At 35.4% G+C, this 21,372-nt stretch carries 12 protein-coding genes; 11 read left to right on the forward strand and 1 reads right to left on the reverse strand.

Annotation, left to right across the window (positions count from 1 at the left end; genetic code table 11):
* Positions 1-181: 181 nt before the first annotated feature.
* From rpoB to ACK4R1_RS05645, 5 genes are all read left to right on the forward strand, one after another.
* Positions 182-3,994 (forward strand): DNA-directed RNA polymerase subunit beta, encoded by a 3,813-nt coding sequence (gene rpoB, locus ACK4R1_RS05625; RefSeq protein WP_409684532.1) that lies wholly within the window; start codon positions 182-184, stop codon positions 3,992-3,994.
* A gap of 80 nt (positions 3,995-4,074) precedes the next feature.
* Positions 4,075-8,379: a DNA-directed RNA polymerase subunit beta' gene (gene rpoC, locus ACK4R1_RS05630; RefSeq protein WP_409684534.1), complete on the forward strand. Its 4,305-nt coding sequence runs from the start codon at positions 4,075-4,077 to the stop codon at positions 8,377-8,379.
* Positions 8,380-8,496: 117 nt separating this feature from the next.
* Positions 8,497-8,808 carry a DUF3467 domain-containing protein gene (locus tag ACK4R1_RS05635; protein ID WP_121311667.1) on the forward strand — a complete coding sequence of 104 codons (312 nt, stop codon included), beginning with the start codon at positions 8,497-8,499 and terminating at the stop codon, positions 8,806-8,808.
* Positions 8,809-9,268: 460 nt separating this feature from the next.
* A complete protein-coding gene (locus ACK4R1_RS05640; RefSeq protein WP_409684536.1) occupies positions 9,269-12,295 on the forward strand; it encodes a T9SS sorting signal type C domain-containing protein in 3,027 nt (1,008 codons plus the stop codon).
* A gap of 58 nt (positions 12,296-12,353) precedes the next feature.
* Entirely contained in the window at positions 12,354-12,566 is a 213-nt protein-coding gene (locus ACK4R1_RS05645) for a hypothetical protein (RefSeq protein WP_409684538.1), read from the forward strand.
* 71 nt (positions 12,567-12,637) lie between these two features.
* Here the strand turns inward: ACK4R1_RS05645 and ACK4R1_RS05650 are convergent, their stop codons facing one another.
* Entirely contained in the window at positions 12,638-14,227 is a 1,590-nt protein-coding gene (locus tag ACK4R1_RS05650; protein ID WP_409684540.1) for a peptide chain release factor 3, read from the reverse strand.
* 253 nt (positions 14,228-14,480) lie between these two features.
* On the opposite strand from ACK4R1_RS05650, the gene ACK4R1_RS05655 reads away from it, so the two are divergent.
* The 6 genes from ACK4R1_RS05655 to ACK4R1_RS05680 all read left to right on the forward strand — a co-directional run bounded on the left by ACK4R1_RS05655 (position 14,481) and on the right by ACK4R1_RS05680 (position 21,277).
* Positions 14,481-16,448, forward strand: coding sequence for a peptidylprolyl isomerase (locus tag ACK4R1_RS05655; RefSeq protein ID WP_409684542.1), 1,968 nt, complete (start codon positions 14,481-14,483; stop codon positions 16,446-16,448).
* A 1-nt stretch (position 16,449) separates the two neighbouring features.
* A complete protein-coding gene (locus ACK4R1_RS05660; protein ID WP_409684544.1) occupies positions 16,450-17,298 on the forward strand; it encodes a hypothetical protein in 849 nt (282 codons plus the stop codon).
* Entirely contained in the window at positions 17,261-18,688 is a 1,428-nt protein-coding gene (locus ACK4R1_RS05665; RefSeq protein ID WP_409684813.1) for a peptidylprolyl isomerase, read from the forward strand. Before ACK4R1_RS05660 ends, ACK4R1_RS05665 begins: the two co-directional genes overlap by 38 nt.
* A gap of 72 nt (positions 18,689-18,760) precedes the next feature.
* On the forward strand, positions 18,761-19,714 hold the full coding sequence (locus ACK4R1_RS05670) for an AAA family ATPase (RefSeq protein WP_409684546.1): 954 nt from the start codon (positions 18,761-18,763) through the stop codon (positions 19,712-19,714).
* 41 nt (positions 19,715-19,755) lie between these two features.
* A complete protein-coding gene (locus tag ACK4R1_RS05675; RefSeq protein ID WP_409684548.1) occupies positions 19,756-20,109 on the forward strand; it encodes a hypothetical protein in 354 nt (117 codons plus the stop codon).
* A gap of 52 nt (positions 20,110-20,161) precedes the next feature.
* On the forward strand, positions 20,162-21,277 hold the full coding sequence (locus ACK4R1_RS05680) for an acyltransferase family protein (RefSeq protein WP_409684550.1): 1,116 nt from the start codon (positions 20,162-20,164) through the stop codon (positions 21,275-21,277).
* Positions 21,278-21,372 lie beyond the last annotated feature (95 nt).

Genomic DNA, 21,372 nt, shown 5'->3' on the forward strand with positions numbered 1-21,372 from the left:
CAGTTTTATTATAAATAAGTTTAAAATACGAAAAAAGTTTTTAATCAATACGAAGAAAAAAATCGACTAATTTCCTGGTTTATTTTTAAAGATGTATTGATTACAAAAAAGGAAAGTATAGATTAAACAGTGTTCTTACACACAAAAAATTACTTTTTTTAAATCAAAATTTTGTCCATTGATGATAACAAATCAGACTGAAAGATTGAATTTTGCCTCTACTAAAAACATTCCTCAATATCCGGATTTTCTAGATGTTCAGGTTAAATCCTTTAAAGATTTTTTCCAATTGGAAACCAAATCTGATGAGAGAGGCAACGAAGGGTTATACAACACCTTCATGGAAAACTTTCCAATTACTGATACAAGAAACCAATTTGTATTGGAATTCCTAGATTATTTTGTTGACCCACCGCGTTACACCATTCAAGAGTGTATCGAAAGAGGTTTAACATATAGTGTGCCTTTAAAAGCCAGACTAAAACTGTACTGTACAGATCCGGAGCACGAAGATTTTGAAACGATTGTTCAAGATGTTTATCTTGGCACAATCCCATACATGACACCTAGCGGAACTTTCGTTATCAATGGTGCCGAGCGTGTGGTTGTTTCTCAGTTACACCGTTCACCTGGTGTTTTCTTTGGTCAGTCTTTCCATGCTAATGGTACTAAGTTGTATTCTGCTAGAGTAATTCCTTTCAAAGGTTCATGGATTGAATTTGCTACCGATATCAACAGCGTAATGTATGCTTATATCGATAGAAAGAAAAAATTACCGGTGACTACTCTTTTCCGTGCTATCGGATTCGAAAGAGATAAGGACATCCTTGAAATTTTTGACCTTGCAGAAGAAATCAAAGTTTCAAAAACCGGTCTTAAGAAATACGTAGGAAGAAGATTGGCTGCGAGAGTATTGAATACTTGGCACGAAGATTTCGTTGATGAGGATACTGGTGAAGTAGTATCTATCGAACGTAACGAAATTATCCTTGATAGAGATACCATTATCGACAAAGATAATGTGGAAGAAATCATCGATTCTAACGTAAAATCTATTTTGTTACATAAAGAAGATGCGAATCAAGGTGATTATGCCATCATTCACAATACGTTACAAAAAGACCCAACAAACTCAGAAAAAGAAGCTGTTGAGCACATTTACCGTCAGTTGCGTAATGCAGAACCGCCTGATGAGGAAACCGCTCGTGGCATTATCGATAAATTATTCTTCTCTGACCAACGTTATAACTTAGGTGAAGTTGGTCGTTACAGAATGAACAAAAAACTGAACCTTGATATCCCAATGGAAAAGCAAGTCTTGACCAAAGAAGATATCATCACCATCGTAAAATATTTGATCGAATTAATCAACTCTAAAGCAGAAATTGATGATATTGATCACTTATCTAACCGTCGTGTACGTACGGTTGGTGAGCAATTGTCTCAACAATTTGGTGTAGGTTTAGCCCGTATGGCCAGAACCATCCGTGAGAGAATGAACGTTAGAGATAACGAGGTGTTTACACCAATCGATTTGATCAATGCGAAAACATTATCATCGGTAATCAACTCTTTCTTTGGTACGAACCAGTTATCTCAATTCATGGACCAAACAAATCCATTGGCTGAGATTACACACAAAAGAAGATTATCTGCCTTAGGACCTGGTGGACTTTCGAGAGAAAGAGCAGGTTTCGAGGTACGTGACGTTCACTATACGCACTACGGACGTTTGTGTCCAATTGAAACGCCTGAAGGACCAAACATCGGTTTGATTTCATCATTAGGTGTTTATGCGAAAGTTAACGGAATGGGATTCATCGAAACACCATACCGTAAAGTAACCAACGGAACAGTTGATTTAACTTCCGAGCCTATTTATTTAAGTGCAGAAGAAGAAGAAGGTAAAATGATTGCGCAGGCCAACATCGAAATGGATGCCAAAGGAAAAATTACTGCCGATAAAGTTATTGCCCGTGAAGAAGGTGATTTCCCGGTAGTTGATCCAAACGAAATTCATTATACCGACGTAGCGCCGAACCAAATCGCCTCGATTTCAGCCTCATTGATTCCTTTCTTGGAGCATGATGATGCGAACCGTGCGTTGATGGGCTCCAACATGATGCGTCAGGCCGTACCATTATTACGTCCTGAAGCACCAATAGTAGGAACTGGTTTAGAGCGTCAAGTAGCTTCTGACTCAAGAGTGTTAATCAATGCTGAAGGCGATGGAACTGTTGAATATGTTGATGCTAACATGATTACTATCAAATACGACAGAACAGAAGAAGAAAGAATGGTTAGCTTCGACCCGGATGAAAAAACATACCAATTAATCAAATTCAGAAAAACGAATCAAAGTACGTCTATTAACTTGAAGCCAATCGTGAGAAAAGGTGACCGAGTAAAATTAGGACAAGTACTTTGTGAAGGATACGCCACACAAAACGGAGAATTAGCATTAGGAAGAAACCTTAAAGTTGCATTTATGCCATGGAAAGGCTATAACTTCGAGGATGCGATTGTAATTTCTGAAAAAGTAGTTCGTGACGATATCTTCACGTCTATCCACGTAGATGATTATTCATTAGAAGTTAGAGATACTAAATTAGGTAACGAAGAGTTGACTAATGATATCCCGAACGTTTCTGAAGAAGCTACCAAAGACTTAGATGAAAACGGTATGATCAGAATTGGAGCCGAGGTTAAACCTGGTGACATTCTAATCGGAAAAATTACACCAAAAGGAGAATCAGATCCTACGCCGGAAGAGAAATTGTTAAGAGCCATCTTCGGGGATAAAGCAGGAGATGTAAAAGATGCTTCATTAAAAGCTTCTCCATCATTACACGGTGTAGTTTTAGACAAAAAATTATTCGCCAGAGCGGTAAAAGATAAAAAGAAACGTACCAAAGATAAAGACGATTTGACGTCTTTGGAAATGGAATTTGAAACCAAATTCGTTGAATTAAAAGACAAATTGGTTGAAAAATTATTCAACATTGTCAACGGAAAAACATCGCAAGGTGTAATGAACGATTTAGGAGAAGAAGTTTTGCCAAAAGGTAAAAAATACACTCAAAAAATGTTACATGCCGTTGAAGATTTCGCTCACTTGACTAAAGGACAATGGGTTGCTGATGATGAAACTAACCGTTTGGTTAACGACTTAATCCACAACTACAAAATCAAATTAAACGATTTACAAGGTGCTTTAAGAAGAGAGAAGTTTACCATCACTGTTGGAGATGAATTACCAGCCGGTATCTTGAAATTAGCGAAAGTATATATCGCTAAGAAACGTAAATTGAAAGTGGGTGATAAAATGGCAGGACGTCACGGAAACAAAGGTATTGTGGCTCGTATTGTTCGTCATGAAGACATGCCGTTCTTGGAAGACGGAACTCCTGTAGATATCGTGTTGAATCCACTAGGTGTACCTTCTCGTATGAACATCGGTCAGATTTATGAAACTGTTTTAGGTTGGGCCGGAATGAACTTGGGTAGAAAATATGCTACACCAATTTTTGACGGAGCTACCTTAGACCAAATCAATGAATTGACAGACGAAGCTGGTATTCCAAGATTCGGTCATACGTATTTGTATGATGGAGGAACGGGAGAACGTTTCCACCAAGCAGCAACAGTTGGAGTTATCTATATGTTGAAACTAGGACACATGGTTGACGACAAAATGCACGCACGTTCTATCGGTCCATACTCTTTAATTACACAACAACCATTGGGTGGTAAAGCTCAATTTGGAGGTCAGCGTTTTGGAGAAATGGAGGTTTGGGCACTTGAAGCTTATGGAGCCTCAAGTACGCTAAGAGAAATTTTGACTGTTAAATCGGATGATGTAATCGGTAGAGCTAAAACTTACGAAGCTATCGTTAAGGGAGAAACTATGCCGGAACCGGGATTACCAGAATCATTCAATGTATTAATGCATGAATTGAAAGGTCTTGGATTAGACATCAGATTAGAAGAATAAAAATAGTTGGCAGTGGCAGTGTTCGGATACACTATCTGAACACTGAACACTGAATACTGAACACTTTAAATGTTACGACTATGATGAATAGAAATAAAGATACTAAAAATACTATCAAAAGATTTGACAGAATTTCGATAGGACTAGCTTCACCGGAATCTATCTTGGCTGAGTCAAGAGGAGAGGTTTTGAAGCCGGAAACTATCAACTATAGAACCCACAAACCAGAACGTGATGGTCTTTTCTGTGAGCGAATTTTCGGTCCGGTAAAAGATTTCGAATGTGCCTGTGGTAAATACAAAAGAATCCGCTATAAAGGAATCGTTTGTGACCGTTGTGGTGTTGAAGTAACCGAGAAAAAAGTACGTAGAGACAGAGTAGGCCACATCAATTTGGTGGTGCCAATTGCTCACATCTGGTACTTCCGTTCGTTACCAAACAAAATTGGCTACATCTTAGGATTGCCTTCTAAGAAATTAGACATGATTATTTACTACGAAAGATACGTAGTAATCCAAGCCGGTATAGCTGTAAATGCTGATGGCGAATCATTACAAAGATTAGACTTTTTGACAGAAGAAGAATATCTAAACATTTTAGATACACTTCCAATGGAAAACCAATATTTAGATGACAATGATCCAAATAAATTCATCGCCAAAATGGGTGCTGAATGTATCATGGATTTATTGGCACGCACCGACTTAAATGAGTTGTCATACAGCTTACGTCACGCGGCTAACAACGAAACGTCTAAACAAAGAAAAACAGAAGCGTTAAAAAGATTACAAGTGGTTGAGTCTTTCCGCGAGTCAAACCTAAACAGAGAAAACCGTCCGGAATGGATGATTTTAAAAGTAATTCCGGTGATACCGCCAGAATTGCGTCCGTTGGTGCCGCTTGATGGAGGTCGTTTTGCTACTTCTGATTTGAACGATTTGTACCGAAGAGTAATCATCCGTAACAACCGTTTGAAAAGATTGATGGAGATTAAAGCTCCGGAAGTAATCTTAAGAAACGAAAAACGTATGTTGCAAGAATCAGTAGATTCGTTATTTGACAACACCCGTAAAGCTTCTGCGGTTAAAACAGAATCAAACAGACCATTAAAATCTTTATCGGATTCGTTAAAAGGTAAACAAGGTCGTTTCCGTCAAAACTTATTAGGAAAACGTGTGGATTATTCTGCTCGTTCGGTAATTGTTGTTGGACCTGAAATGAAATTGTTCGAATGTGGTTTGCCAAAAGATATGGCTGCTGAACTATACAAACCATTCGTTATTCGTAAGTTAATCGAAAGAGGAATCGTTAAAACAGTAAAGTCGGCTAAGAAAATAATCGACAAAAAAGAGCCAGTAGTTTGGGATATCCTTGAAAATGTAATCAAAGGTCACCCAGTATTATTGAACCGTGCTCCTACGTTACACAGATTAGGTATCCAAGCTTTCCAACCAAAATTAATTGAAGGAAAAGCAATCCAGTTACACCCGTTAGTATGTACGGCGTTCAACGCGGATTTTGATGGTGACCAGATGGCGGTTCACTTACCGCTAGGACCTGAAGCTATTTTGGAAGCGCAATTATTAATGTTGGCTTCTCACAATATCTTGAATCCTGCGAATGGTGCTCCGATTACGGTTCCTTCTCAAGACATGGTTTTGGGTCTTTATTATATGACCAAAGAAAGATTGTCTACTCCTGAAATGACTATTTTGGGTCAAGATTTGACTTTCTATTCTGCCGAAGAGTGTAACATCGCTTTGAATGAAGGAAGAGTTGAGTTGAATGCTCGTGTTAAAATCAGAGCCAAAGACTTTAATGAAAACGGAGAATTAGTATACAAAATTATTCAAACTACTGCCGGTAGAGTATTATTTAATGAAGTAGTACCAGCCGCAGCAGGATATATCAACGAAGTATTGACTAAAAAATCTTTGCGTGATATTATTGGAAAAATCCTTGCAGTAACTGATGTTCCTACAACGGCAGCGTTCCTTGATAACATGAAAGATATGGGATACAAATTCGCTTTCAAAGGTGGATTGTCATTCTCCTTAGGTGATATTAGAATTCCGGAGCAAAAAAACAAATTGATTGCTGACGCCAGAGAGCAAGTAGATGTAATTTCTACGAACTATAACATGGGTCTTATTACCAATAACGAGCGTTACAACCAAGTTATTGATATCTGGACTTCTGCAAATGCTCAATTGACCGAATTAGCCATGAAAAATATCCGTGAAGACCAACAAGGTTTCAACTCGGTATATATGATGCTTGATTCCGGAGCTCGTGGATCTAAAGAACAAATTCGTCAGTTAACCGGTATGCGTGGTTTGATGGCTAAGCCTAAAAAATCAACCGCTGGTGGTGGTGAAATTATTGAAAACCCGATTCTTTCTAACTTTAAAGAAGGTCTTTCGATTTTGGAGTACTTTATCTCTACGCACGGTGCACGTAAAGGTTTGGCGGATACCGCTTTGAAAACGGCTGATGCTGGTTACTTAACCCGTCGTTTACATGATGTATCTCAAGACGTAATCGTAAACTCTGTAGATTGTGGTACGTTAAGAGGAATTGAAGTTTCGGCTTTAAAGAAAAATGAAGAAATCGTTGAAACATTAGGAGAGAGAATCTTAGGACGTGTAGCGTTACAAGATGTAATCAATCCATTGAACAATGAAATTTTAATACATTCCGGTGAGCAAATCACTGAAGCAGTTGTTAAAGCGATTGAAGAATCTCCACTGGAAAGAGTAGATGTACGTTCACCTTTGACATGTGAGGCTAAAAAAGGAATCTGTGCTAAATGTTACGGACGTAACTTGGCTACCGGAAAAATGACTCAAAAAGGAGAAGCAGTTGGAGTTATCGCTGCCCAATCGATTGGAGAGCCGGGAACACAGTTGACACTTCGTACGTTCCACGTTGGTGGAGTTGCGGGTGGTGTTTCTGAAGAATCTGCTATTATTGCAAGATTCGGCGGAAGATTAGAAATCGAAGATTTGAAAACGGTTGTTGGAGAAGATGGCGAAGGAAACAAAGTAGATATCGTAGTGTCTCGTTCAACGGAATTAAAATTAGTTGATGTAAAAACCGGTATTTTATTAAGTACACACAACATTCCTTACGGTTCTGTTATCAATGTAAAAGATGGTGATGTTGTTGAAAAAGGCGCTGCTATCTGTAAATGGGATCCATATAACGGAGTTATCGTTTCTGAATTTACCGGAAAAATTGCTTACGAAGATTTAGAACAAGGACAATCGTTCCAAGTAGAAATCGATGAGCAAACCGGTTTCCAAGAAAAAGTAATTTCGGAAGGAAGAAATAAAAAATTAATCCCAACCTTATTGGTTTATGGTAAAGACGGAGAATTAATCCGTTCTTATAACTTACCGGTTGGTGCTCACCTTATGGTAGAAGATGGAGAGAAAATTAAAGCAGGTAAAATCCTTGTTAAGATTCCTCGTCGTTCTTCTAAAGCAGGTGATATCACCGGAGGTTTACCAAGAATTACCGAGTTGTTAGAAGCGCGTAATCCTTCAAACCCAGCAGTAGTTTCGGAAATTGATGGGGTAGTTTCTTTTGGTAAAATCAAAAGAGGTAACCGTGAGATTGTAATCGAATCTAAATTTGGTGAAATCAAGAAATACCTAGTGAAATTATCAAGTCAAATCTTGGTTCAAGAAAATGACTTCGTAAAAGCGGGTGTGCCTTTATCAGATGGAGCGATTACTCCGGATGATATCTTAAGAATTCAAGGACCATCAGCTGTTCAACAGTATTTGGTTAATGAAATCCAAGAGGTTTACCGTTTGCAAGGGGTAAAAATCAATGACAAACACTTTGAGGTGGTGATTCGTCAAATGATGCGTAAAGTAAGGGTTGAAGATCCGGGAGATACCTTATTCCTAGAAGAGCAATTAATACACACCGCTGACTTTATCGAAGAAAACGATAAATTATACGGAATGAAAGTGGTTGAAGATGCAGGCGACTCTGAGGTGTTAAAACCAGGTCAAATTGTTTCTCCACGTGAGTTAAGAGATGAGAATTCGTTATTGAAACGTAATGATAAAAACCAAGTAGTGGCTCGTGATGTAATTACGGCTACGGCTACTCCGGTACTTCAAGGTATCACAAGAGCATCGTTACAAACAAAATCATTCATCTCAGCAGCATCGTTCCAAGAGACGACTAAAGTATTAAACGAAGCAGCAGTAGCTGGTAAAGTAGATACCTTAGAAGGTCTTAAAGAAAATGTTATTGTTGGACACAGAATCCCAGCCGGAACCGGTATGAGAGATTATGATCACACTATTGTAGGTTCAAAAGAAGATTACAATGAAATCATGGCCAACAAAGAAGAATACATCTATTAATAAGTAATATTAATAGTTAAATTAAACAAAAGCCACTATTTTAAATCTTAAATTAGTGGCTTTTTAATTACCATGCGTAGCAAAATTTAATATCTAATATCAAAAATTTAATATCAAATGAGTGATAATAATCAACAACAAGGGCAAATCAATATTGAGTTGGATGAGAAAACAGCTGAAGGAATTTATTCCAACTTGGCCATTATCAACCATTCAGCTTCAGAATTTGTAGTTGACTTTGTAACCATCATGCCGGGCGTGCCAAAAGCAAAAGTGAAATCGAGAATTGTGTTAACACCACAGCATGCCAAAAGATTTCTGAAAGCATTAGGCGAAAACATCCACCGATTTGAATTGGCCAACGGCGAAATCAAAGACACAGAGCAACCGCCGATACCTTTGAATTTTGGACCTGCCGGTCAAGCTTAAATAAAATATGTTTTAAATAGAAAGCCTCTCAAGAAATTGAGAGGTTTTTTTTGAACTCTTCTTGGGGTTTTACACTGATGTTTTTTTCTTTTAGATTACTTTTTTATGTTTTATCGGTATTCTTCCTGTTAAATCGGTAAAATACATTTGTATTATTTAACTTGATAATTTATTTTAAAAAATAATCTAAAGACTACAATTAGGATTTTTTTTATGTAGTTTGTCGATGAAATCAAGGAATTCTAATTTTTTTTGTTGTTTTTTTGCAATGTTCTTTGTTTTGTGTTTGTAAAGGATATTTTATTGTCAAATTGGGATTGTAGTACAAAAACGATGTTAGAATAGTCCAATATGTAGATTACATCGATAATTTTTACCATTGAACAATTATAATTGTTAGGTGGTTTTTTATAAAATACATTCGCAGTGTAATTTACTCAAATCTAAAAAATTATAATTTATGAAAAGATTTCTACCTACTTCAAGATCAAACGTATTTTTAACCGTTGTTTTTTTGTTTCTATTTAACTCGGTTTTTAGTGCAACTTATTATTCTAAAGCAACAGGTAATGCAAATTTAACATCCACTTGGGGCTTAAATACAGATGGTTCAGGAACTGCTCCTGGAAATTTTACTACTTCAGGCGATATTTTTGTTGTAAGAAGTGGTTCAGCTTTAACTATGAGCGGTAGTTTAACTTTTGCAAGTGGAGTGACTCTTCAAATGATTGGGACTATCACAATTGCAGGAGGGAATAATGCTCAATATGTGTTAACTGTTAATGGAACAATAGATTTTAATGGCGCAAATAGTAACCAATTAATTGTTTCAACATCAAGTGGGAATCCAAATACTATAAATACGTTTACTTTAGGATCATCGGCAACTTTAAAAACAGCCAATACCAATGGAATTGCAGGAACTAGTTGTTCTATATCTACTTTGTCTAGTGGGAAGGCAGTTGTCAATTTATCAACAAATGCTAACTATGAATTTGATGCTACCGCAAATCAAGCAACTACCGGGTTACCTACCACGGTAAATAATCTTATTTTGTCTGGGTCAGGAACAAAGACCTTACCTTCTGCTTTAACAATATCAAATAACCTTACGATTAATGGTGCTGTTGCAAGTATAAATACTGGAGCAACTTACACAGCCAATTCACTAACATTAGGAAGTTCAGGTACAAATGCGGGAACTTGGGGATCTACTAGTTCAACAGCAACTTATAAAAACAATACTTATTTTGCCACAACAACCGGCAGGGTTAATGTAGCAACTTATACAAGTGTTTCACCTTCAGTAACACCAACAGTTGGTTCTTATACTTATACAGGTTTAGCGCAAGGTCCAAATGCAGCTACAAATACTGGAACCGGATCAAGTTATACTTTTAGTTATGTTGGTGTAAGTGGAACAACTTATGGACCAAGCGCAACGCGACCAACTAATGCTGGGAATTATACAGTAACCGCAACTGTTGCTGACAGTCCAGATGGGTTTAATAGATCAGCTAGTTCTAGTGCTACCTCATTTAATATTGCTTTAAGAACTTTAACCATTACAGCTAATAATGCTACAAAATGTTTTGGTACTACTTATACTCTAGGGACAAGTGCTTTTACTTCATCTGGATTACAAAATGCAGAAACTATTGGAAGTGTAGTTTTAACAAGCTCAGGTGCAACTTCAGCAGCAGCTGTAGGAACTTATGCTATAACACCATCATCAGTTACAGGAGGTACATTTTCAGTTTCAAATTATAATGTTAACTATGTGGATGGGACATTGACTGTTTCTGCGGATATCACATGGACTGGGTCAACAAACACTAATTGGACTACAGCTTCTAACTGGTCTTGCGGAACAGTTCCTTCTTCAGTTTCTGATGTAACAATAAGTAATGCGGCTAATTTCCCTGAAATTTCATCTGATGTAACTATCAATAGTTTAACATTGGATTCAGGAACTACTTTAAAAGTTAATTCAACTTATGACTTGACTGTTACAAATGAGATTAAAAATAATGGTACATTATCTATCGAAAATACGGCTAATTTAGTTCAAGTAAATAATGTTGCTAATTCAGGTACAGGAACTACAGTAGTAAAGAGAAATAGTTCAGCAATTAAGCGTCTTGATTACACTTTATGGTGTTCACCGGTTACGGGTCAAGGATTGTATGCATTTTCACCTACCACTTTACCAAATCGTTTCTATGTATATAATACTGTAACAGATAATTATAGTAATTCTGTAGGTTTCAATTTAACAGGTTTGCAATATCCTTCGCCATTAGTAGCGCCAAATGGAATAAATGGAACAGATACCAATAATGTTCAGTTTGCATTGGCAAAAAGTTATTTGATTCGAACTCCATGGGATCATCCTACAGCACCGGCAGCTTGGAACGGAACTTTTTCAGGGGTTGCCAATAATGGAGATATTAGCTTTGCAATGACAACGGGTTATAATGCTGTTGGGAATCCTTATCCATCAAGAATTAGTGTTAGCGATTTTATAGATGCTAATACAGCTATTTCAGGACCTTTATATTTTTGGAGAAAGACCAATGATGCTGCTAGTACTACTTATGCCACTCTAACGAAATTAGCTTATACTCAAAATTTTGCCGTTGGCGGTGATACTGGAACAGGGTTTTTCAATGAGGGAGATGAATCAAACTGGGTAATTAATGTTGGACAAGGTTTTATAGTGCAAGCTGAAAGTGATGCCGATTTGGTTTTTACTAATAGCATGAGAAGAAGTTCAAATTCAAATCAATTTTTTAGAAATTCACAAACGACAACTTCGGTTAATGATGGTATTTATTGGTTGAATTTATCCAGTCAATCAACTCCTTTAAGTCAAATGGCTGTAGGTTATCTGTCTAATGCTACATTCGGAATTGACCGAGGAATTGACGGAAAGAATATTAACCAAGATTTTTATTTGACAAGTTTGATTGCTAATGAAAATTATTCTATTCAAGGGCGACCAAGTTTTGTCTCAACAGATGTTGTTCCGTTATCCTTTAAAGTTGCTACTGGTGGAAATCACAGTATTTCTATAGATCATTCTTCCGGAATATTTTCGTCAGGTCAGTTGATTTATTTACGTGATAATTTAACCTCTACTTTACACAATTTATCTGCAGGTGCTTACAATTTTACCACAGCAGCTGGTACATTTGCTTCCCGTTTCGAAATTGTCTACCAAACACAACTTGGTACAGATGTACCAACATTCAATACGAATGAAGTAGTTATTCACCAAAATGAAGCTAATAATCTTGTTATAAATTCAGGGATCAAGGTGATGTCAAATGTGAAAGTATTTGATGTTAGAGGAAGATTATTGGTTTCCCAAAATGAAATTAATGCTACTCAAACGGTAATCACTGCAGGTTTAAGTAACGAGGTTCTTATTGTTCAAATTACATCTCAAGAAGGATTAGTAGTGACAAAGAAAGTAATTAGATAAAGTAAAATTTTTTAAGTTTAAAAATGATTACTATATTTACCTTTTGAATAAAACACCTATGAAAAATATATATAAATTTTACCTACTATCTTTTGTGTTATTGTCTGACTTTGTACTTTATGCTCAGCCTGATGATGATGATGGAGGCGGAGGAGTTGAAGATCCAGGAGATCCGCAGCCCGCTCCAATAAACAGTAAATTAATCATACTGGCCATTGTTGGTGTTTTATTTGTAATTTACACCTATAGAAAAAACAGAAAAATTGTTTAATTTCTGTCCTAATAAAAATAAACTTTTAAAAAAATCCCCTCATTTTACTGAGGGGATTTTTTTTAAGTCAATTAGTCAAATTCAGAAGTAAAATATAGCTTAACATTTGGAAATTTACTCTGTGTCATTTGAATCGTAAACTCTGAATCTGCCAAAAATACTAATTGCCCATACTTGTCATGTGCTAAAAACTTTTGCTTAATTCTTTTGAATTCTTTAAACTCTTCGCTTTTAGGGTCGTTTGGTTTTACCCAACAAGCTTTATGTACCGGAAAGTTTTCATAACTGCATTTAGCACCATATTCATGTTCCAAACGGTATTGAATTACCTCATACTGTAAAGCGCCAACGGTTCCAATGACTTTTCGGTTGTTCATTTCTAAAGTAAATAACTGCGCAACACCTTCGTCCATTAACTGGTCAACGCCTTTGTCAAGCTGTTTTGCTTTTAAAGGATCGGCATTGTTAATGTACCTAAAGTGTTCCGGTGAAAAACTCGGAATTCCTTTGAAACTCATCATTTCGCCTTCGGTCAACGTGTCTCCAATTTTGAAATTACCGGTATCGTGTAAGCCAACAATATCGCCCGGATACGAAATGTCTACAATTTCTTTTTTCTCAGCGAAAAAGGCATTTGGACTCGAAAATTTCAAGTTTTTATTCAGTCTTACGTGTGTGTAAGGTTTGTTTCTTTCAAATGTACCCGATACAATTTTGACAAACGCCAATCGGTCACGGTGCTTTGGATCCATGTTGGCATGTATTTTAAATACGAATCCGGTCATTTTTGCTTCTTCGGGGTTTACCAATCTTGTTTCTGATTCTTTTGGTCTTGGAGTTGGAGCAATTTCAACAAAACAATCTAGCAGTTCTCTTACTCCAAAATTGTTCAAAGCAGAACCGAAAAATACCGGTTGCAATGTACCGTCCAAATAACTTTGTCTGTCAAATGCCGGATAAACTTCTGAAATCAACTCTAGCTCTTCTCTTAGTTTTATGGCCGGTTTTTCACCAATGATTTTTTCCAATTCAGGACTTTCAATATCTGAAAAAGCAATAGTGTCCTCAATATTTTTACGACTATCACCACTAAAAAGATTGATGTTTTGCTCCCAAATATTGTAAATTCCTTGAAAATCATACCCCATACCAATTGGGAAACTCAAAGGGGTAACAGTTAAGCCTAATTTTTGCTCTACTTCATCCATCAAATCAAAGGCGTCTTTTCCTTCTCTGTCTAATTTGTTGATGAAAACAATGATGGGAATCTTTCGCATTCTACAAACTTCAACCAATTTCTCCGTTTGTTCTTCAACACCTTTCGCAACATCAATTACCACAATTACACTATCGACAGCCGTCAAAGTTCTAAAAGTGTCTTCGGCAAAATCTTTGTGTCCGGGTGTGTCAAGAATGTTTATTTTTTTGTCTTGATAATTAAAAGCCAAAACAGAAGTCGCTACCGAAATTCCTCTTTGACGCTCAATCTCCATAAAATCGGAAGTAGCTCCTTTTTTAATTTTGTTATTTTTCACCGCGCCAGCTTCTTGAATCGCGCCACCAAAAAGTAGTAATTTCTCGGTAAGCGTTGTCTTTCCCGCATCGGGATGCGAAATAATTCCAAAAGTTCTGCGGCGTTGTATTTCTTTTAAAAAACTCATGATTTTCGATAAATTGTCTGCAAAAATACTATTATTTACTCATTATTTAGGTATCTATTTCGGCTCAGTTTTCTTTAATAAAAAATAAGGTAAAAGTTCTGTTAATAAAATTTTGTTAATAGTAGGCTCGATACTTGTATAATGTGTTTGAATTGTTACTTTTGTTGATTGTTACCTTGATAAACCAAAGCTTTTTTGGTTGGTCATCAAAACGAATATTTAATTGTAAATTTTTAATAGAAATTATAATAGCATGAGTTTAAAACAGTTTTTTTTAGGATTGTTCTTTTCAATGTCAATTGCCGGAATTGGGCAAAATAATTCAAAAGAAGTTTTGTTTACCGTCAATGATAAACCCTATTACACTGACGAATTTGCTAGAGTTTATAAAAAGAACCTCGATTTAGTGAAAGATGAATCTCAAAAGGATTTAAACCAATATCTAGAACTTTTTGTAGGTTACAAATTAAAAGTCAACAAAGCCTACAAGCTTGGTTTGCAAGACAATCCAAAATACCAAAACGAGTTGAAATCTTATCGAACTCAATTGGCCAAAAACTATTTCAACGATACCAAAATCACTCAAGAATTGGTTGAAGAAGGTTATAATCGCCTGCAAAAAGAAGTGAAAGCTTCTCATATTCTAATTTTAGTTGATGAAAATGCTTCTTCCGAAGACACTTTAAAAGCGTATAAAAAAATCGAAGACATTAGTAAAAAAGCGTTAGCCGGTGAAGATTTTTCGGCTTTGGCCGTTCAGTATTCTGAAGATCCATCAGCCAAAGAAAACAAAGGTGATTTAGGTTATTTTTCTGCTTTCAGAATGGTGTATGCTTTTGAAAATGCGGCATTCAATACGCCAAAAGGGAAAGTTTCTAAAATTGTCAGAACCCGATTTGGTTACCATATCCTAAAAGTGGAAGATATCAGAAATAACCGTGGTGAAGTTACGGTAGCTCATATCATGATTTTAAAACCAAAACCGGAAGATGCCGACCAAGATAAAGCTAAGAATACTATCAATGATATTTACAAGAAAATCCAACAAGGAGAAAAATTTGAGGATTTGGCCAAACAATTTTCTGAAGACAAATCTTCTTCTTCAAAAGGCGGTACTTTAAATAAATTCAGTTCAGGACAATTGAGTTCTGAAGAGTTTGAAAGTGTGGCTTTCTCGTTGTCAACACCAAATGAAATTTCAACACCATTCCAATCTCAATTCGGATGGCATATTGTGAAATTGATTCAAAAGCATCCGGTGCGCACTTTGGATGAAATGAAAAATGAATTAGAAGGCAAAATCGGTAAAGACGACAGGTCTAAAAAAATTACGGCTTCTCTAAACGAAAAATTAAGAAAAAAATACACGCACAAAAGAGACAACAAACAATATGCTGCAATTTCTAAGTTGGTGACCAATGATTTTTATGATTCAAAATGGAAACAACCTGAGAATGTAAAAGACTATACTGCAACTTTATTGACTATTAATTCCAAAAAAATTGAAGGTAATGCTTTTTTAGAATTTGTTGACAAACAACAAAAATCAGGAATTGCGGTTAAACCAATAGCTAAACTAGTTGATGCTTTGTATGAAAAGTTTTTAGACAGTCAATTGACGGCTTATTATGACGAAAATCTTGAAAATGAATTTGCTGAATTTGCTAACGTAATGGAAGAATACCGTGATGGTTTATTGCTCTTTGATTTGATGGAAAAGGAAATTTGGGAAAGAGCAAAAACAGATACAATTGGGTTGCAAAAATTCTACGAAGACCATAAAAATGAGCACCAGTGGAAGAATAGAGTAGAAGCAACCATACTTTCATCCACAAAAATGGAAGAGATAAAAAAAGCATTGGCTTTATTAAAGAAAAAAACGGAAGTGCAAGCCATTAAAGACAAATTGAATACGGGCAACGTTGTCAATGTGATGAGCAATAGTGGTGTTTTTGAAGAAGGAAACGACGCCCTGCCAAAAAGTACCAAGTTTGAAGTTGGGATTTCTGATATTGTCAAAGAAGGCGAATACTATTTCGTTACCAAAGTGGATAAAGTAATGCCAAAAGGGATTAAGACTTTAGACGAGTGCCGAGGTAAAATAGTAAATGATTACCAACAATATTTGGAGCAAAGATGGGTTGACGATTTGAAACAAGAGTTTACAGTTAAAATCAACAAAGACATTTTTGAAAAAGTAAAAAAACAGTTGAATCCATAAAATGATTAGAAAAAGCTTTTTCTTACTATTGGTTTTATTTTGTTCTTGTAATTATTTTCAACCGGAACAAAAACCGGAATCCATTGCCAGAGTCGGAAAAAGTTATTTGTATAGAACTGACATTGCTACTTTAGTTCCGGCCGGAACTTCAAAAGAAGACAGTGTGCTTATGGTTAGGGATTTCATCAATCGTTGGGCAAGCCAAAAACTACTCATCGAAGCCGCCGAAAGAAACCTAAGTGAAAAGAAAAAAGGAGAATACAACGCTTTAATCAAGCAATACAAAATAGATTTATATACCAAAGCGTATATAGAAGAAGTGGTTAAAAATACTGTAGATACTTTAATAACCCATCAAGAGTTGAAAAAGTACTACGATGAAAACAAGGAGAATTTTAAAACTAACGGTACTTTAGTAAGACTGCGTTTTATCAATTTAGCTAAAGATAATCCGCGTTTTGCCACCATAAGAAGTAAGTTTTTCGATTATAATAAAAAAGATAAAAAGTTTTGGGATACCTATGCATTGCAATTTAAAAGCTTTGCTCTAAATGACTCAGTTTGGGCTGATATGAGTCAGGTGTATGCTAAGCTTCCGGTGATTAATCCCAATAACAGAGATGAGTTTATTCAACCCGGAAGAAAAGCTGAAATTCAGTCAAACGACGATGTCTATTTAATTAAAATCACCAATGTGATTGATAAAAATCAAATTTCACCATTTGAATACATCAAGCCCACTTTGAAAGAAGTTATACTGAACAAAAGAAAATTAGAATTAATAAAGAAATTTGAAAAAGAGATTACCGATGATGCCATTAAAAACAAGGATTATGAAATTTATAAATAGCCAACTGATAGTAGCCGCTACTGCTACATTTTTTATAGTTGGTTCAACCAATGCTCAAGAAATAATTAAGGATTCGGTAAAGACTGTTCAGCCAACCAAATCCTCAAAAAAGGTCAAAGTTGACGGGATTATTGCCACAGTTGGTGATTATATTGTTTTAGATTCAGATATAGATAAGTCATTCTTAGAATTATCTAGTCAAGGACAATCAGTAAAAGATATTACCCGTTGTCAAATGTTAGGTAAATTATTAGAAGAAAAGTTATACGCTCACCAAGCCATTCAAGACAGTATCGTTGTCAAAGACGAAGAAATAAAGGAAAAGATGGCTGAGCAAATTAGTTACATGGTTGAACAACTGGGTTCAATGGAAAAGGTGATCAATTATTTCAAAAAAGATTCTGAAGAAGATTTCCGAAGTGAATTGTTTGACATCATTAAAACCAATAAATTGACCATGGAGATGAGAAAGAAAATCATCGACGCAGTAGAAATCACACCGGAAGAAACCCGTAATTTTTTCAAGAAAATCTCACAGGATGAATTGCCTGTTTTTGGTGCGGAGATGGAGGTGGCACAAATTGTAATTGCCCCAAAAATTACTCAAGAAGAAAAACAAAGAGTCATTAATCGACTCAAAGAAATTAAAGCCGAAGTATTAGCCGGTTCGAGTTTTAAAACCCGAGCCGTGATTTATTCAGATGACAGAGGATCTGCTTCTAGTGGTGGTTTTTATAAAATTAATAGAAAAACACAATTTGTCAAAGAGTTTAAAGATGTAGCTTTTAGTCTAGGTGAAGGCGAAATTTCGGAGCCTTTCGAAACAGAGTATGGGTATCATATCATCATGGTTGAGAAAATCAAAGGGCAAGAAGTAGAGTTAAGACACATTTTAATGATGCCAAAAGTGTCTGACCAAGCTTTGAAAGAAGCTAAAGAAAAAATTATCTCTATCAAAAAGAAAATCGAAAGCGGGGAAATCACTTTTGCGGAAGCAGCCAAAACAATGTCTGACGAAAAGGAAACCAGAGCTAATGGAGGAACTTTAATCAACCCTAAAACACAAGATACCCATTTCGAGTTAACCAAAATGGATCCTAGTTTATACAGTGAAGTATCTAATTTAAAAGACAATGCCATAACAGCACCAATTTTAGATGATGACCCAAGAACGGGTAAAAAGTATAAAATTATCACTGTAACCAATAGGATCAACGAACATACCGCTGATTATGCCAAAGATTATATCAAAATTAAAGATTTGGCTCTAAAAGAAAAACAAATCAAAGCCATTGGAAAATGGTCTGATGAAAAAATCAAGGAAACCTACATTAAAATTAACGGAGAATACGAAGATTGTTTGTTCATTAATAATTGGCAAAAAAAATAGTAGTTAAAGTTAGATTAAAATGTATATTGTACTTCTTAAATCTAATATCTAATATCAAAAATCTTATACCAAATGTCTGATGTTGCTGCCATTCAAAATTTAGTTCAAAAACGATTAGAACTTAAAAAAGAAATTGCCAAGATAATTGTTGGTCAAGACGATGTTGTCGATCAAATTTTACTGAGTATTTTCTCCGGCGGACATGCCTTGTTGGTTGGTGTTCCCGGTTTGGCCAAAACCTTAATGGTAAATACCATTTCGCAAGCTTTAGGGTTGGATTTTAAACGCATACAGTTTACACCTGATTTGATGCCTTCTGACATATTAGGAAGTGAAATTTTGGATGAAAACAGACAGTTCAAATTTATCAAAGGCCCTATTTTTTCCAATATTATTTTGGCGGATGAGATCAACAGAACACCACCAAAAACACAAGCTGCTTTATTAGAAGCAATGCAAGAACGTTCGGTAACAATTGCCGGTCAAAATTATAAATTAGCTTTGCCTTACTTTGTTTTAGCAACTCAAAATCCAATTGAGCAAGAAGGAACTTATCCTTTGCCTGAAGCTCAGTTAGACCGTTTTATGTTTGCCATAAAATTAGATTATCCATCTTACCAGGAAGAAGTGCAAGTGGTTAAAAGTACTACTTCAGACGAAAAACCGACTATCAATCCATTGTTTTCAGCACAAGAAATCATCGATTTTCAACACTTAATTCGACGCGTTCCTGTGGCTGATAACGTAATTGAATATGCAGTGACTTTGGTTGGGAAAACGCGACCAAAAGGCAATTTAGCTTCTGAATATGTAAATAATTATTTGGATTGGGGTGCTGGACCAAGAGCTTCACAGAATTTGATTCTAGCGGCCAAAGCCAATGCGGCTTTCAATGGTAAATTCTCTCCTGATATCGAAGATGTAAAAGCGGTAGCAACCGGAATTCTTCGCCATAGAATCATTAAAAACTATAAAGCTGACGCAGAAGGAATTACTGAAGAAATGATTATTGATAAGTTATTGTAATAAGTTTGCTTTTTTTTCGTTATTTGTTTTTAAACAGTTAAATGATGAAAAAATATGTACTCGTTTTACCTGAATTTATTCTTCTTGGATTAAGCACTTATTGGTTTCTGGATAATTTTATTGGTGGAAATCATTTTAATCCTTTTGCTTTTGCGGTTTTTGTGATACTCTTGCTTCAAGTTTTTCTTCAAAATAAGTATGTTGGTTTTTCAATGGCTACGCTAATTTCCTTGTTTTCCTTGTATATGGTTTTGGCGGTATTCTCAGAATTCAATGATTTTCAATCAGCATCCGGTGAAGCATTTCAATTACTCGGTTTTGGATTACTGCTTTGTTTTTTAGGATTTAGTTCAGCAATCATGATGTTTTATAAATTTCTGCCCAAAGTTTTTTAGCGCTTTCCAATTGATATTGCCTATTTTAGTACTTTAAAAAAAAGGCTGAAATATGTTAGCTAATCCAAAAAGTTCAAGAATTTTCGGTCTCGACTTAATGCGAGCCATCGCCATATTAATGGTGTTGTTTGGTCATTGTGTTTGGATTATTCCCAAAAATGATTCATTTTGGCATAAATTATTGGTCTTATTCGGTTTTTTTGGAGTCGAAATTTTCTTTGTTTTAAGTGGCTTTCTGATTGGTAAAATTTTGTATCAATCGTACCTCAAAGAGGATTATTCTATTAAAGTAGTTTTCTCATTCCTCAAACGAAGATGGTTTAGAACTTTTCCAAACTATTTTTTAATCTTGTTGGTCAATTTAGCCATCGCAAGTATCGTCGGTTATGCAACATTGTCTTGGTGGAAATATTTCTTTTTTCTTCAAAATATAAACACCACGATGTTGCCTTTCTTTCCAGAATCTTGGAGTTTGTCTGTAGAAGAATTTGCCTATGTTACATTGCCATTTTTTCTTTTGTTTTTTGGTAGTTTCGTCAAGCCTAAAGTCAAATCTCACTTTTTCGTAGGGTCTGTAATTACACTCATTGTGATTTTTTTTTGTACCAAAATATACTATCAAAGCACAACGCAAAACACAACTTTAACCCAATGGAATCTTTCACTTAAAGCCGTCGTAATTTATCGTTTAGACAGTATTTTTATAGGTGTTTTGTACAGTTGGATTTATTTGAATTACACCTCTTTCTGGCAAAAAAATAAAGTTGTACTTTTTGTTGTTGGAATGTTTTTGTTCTTTTTCCAATTTGTTGGAATCGGTTATTTAGGTTGGTTTATAGAGTCAGTTCCAGTATTTTGGAATGTTTTTTATCTTCCTTTAATTTCTATTGCTATAGCATGTTTTTTGCCTTATTTATCCGAATGGAAAAATGAAAAATCTTTGTTTCATAAACCGGTGACTTTCATCAGTTTGATTTCCTATTCGATTTATCTGTTGCATTACAGTGTGATTTTGTTGTTGATGAAACAGTATATTGTAATCGATGAACAAAATAATATTCAATTGGTAACTTTTTTAAGTTCTTACATCTTAATTACCATACTATTGAGCTATTTTTTATACCGATTTTATGAAAAACCAATTATGAATTTAAGAGATAAAAATTAAGAATAGTCAATTTTTGACGTATAAAATATGTTATTGTTAAAAAAGGATAACCAAAAATCACTATTTGCTAAAACATACAGCTGGAACAACTTATT

The organism is Flavobacterium sp. (assembly GCF_046293665.1).
Lineage (GTDB): Bacteria > Bacteroidota > Bacteroidia > Flavobacteriales > Flavobacteriaceae > Flavobacterium.

What these genes read in the sequence shown, in the direction of transcription:
- rpoB (WP_409684532.1), top strand. Translation starts at nt 182, where the DNA reads ATGATAACAAATCAGACTGAAAGATTGAATTTTGCCTCTACTAAAAAC.
- rpoC (WP_409684534.1), top strand. Translation starts at nt 4,075, where the DNA reads ATGATGAATAGAAATAAAGATACTAAAAATACTATCAAAAGATTTGAC.
- ACK4R1_RS05635 (WP_121311667.1), top strand. Translation starts at nt 8,497, where the DNA reads ATGAGTGATAATAATCAACAACAAGGGCAAATCAATATTGAGTTGGAT.
- ACK4R1_RS05640 (WP_409684536.1), top strand. Translation starts at nt 9,269, where the DNA reads ATGAAAAGATTTCTACCTACTTCAAGATCAAACGTATTTTTAACCGTT.
- ACK4R1_RS05645 (WP_409684538.1), top strand. Translation starts at nt 12,354, where the DNA reads ATGAAAAATATATATAAATTTTACCTACTATCTTTTGTGTTATTGTCT.
- ACK4R1_RS05650 (WP_409684540.1), bottom strand. Translation starts at nt 14,227, where the DNA reads ATGAGTTTTTTAAAAGAAATACAACGCCGCAGAACTTTTGGAATTATT.
- ACK4R1_RS05655 (WP_409684542.1), top strand. Translation starts at nt 14,481, where the DNA reads ATGAGTTTAAAACAGTTTTTTTTAGGATTGTTCTTTTCAATGTCAATT.
- ACK4R1_RS05660 (WP_409684544.1), top strand. Translation starts at nt 16,450, where the DNA reads ATGATTAGAAAAAGCTTTTTCTTACTATTGGTTTTATTTTGTTCTTGT.
- ACK4R1_RS05665 (WP_409684813.1), top strand. Translation starts at nt 17,261, where the DNA reads ATGCCATTAAAAACAAGGATTATGAAATTTATAAATAGCCAACTGATA.
- ACK4R1_RS05670 (WP_409684546.1), top strand. Translation starts at nt 18,761, where the DNA reads ATGTCTGATGTTGCTGCCATTCAAAATTTAGTTCAAAAACGATTAGAA.
- ACK4R1_RS05675 (WP_409684548.1), top strand. Translation starts at nt 19,756, where the DNA reads ATGATGAAAAAATATGTACTCGTTTTACCTGAATTTATTCTTCTTGGA.
- ACK4R1_RS05680 (WP_409684550.1), top strand. Translation starts at nt 20,162, where the DNA reads ATGTTAGCTAATCCAAAAAGTTCAAGAATTTTCGGTCTCGACTTAATG.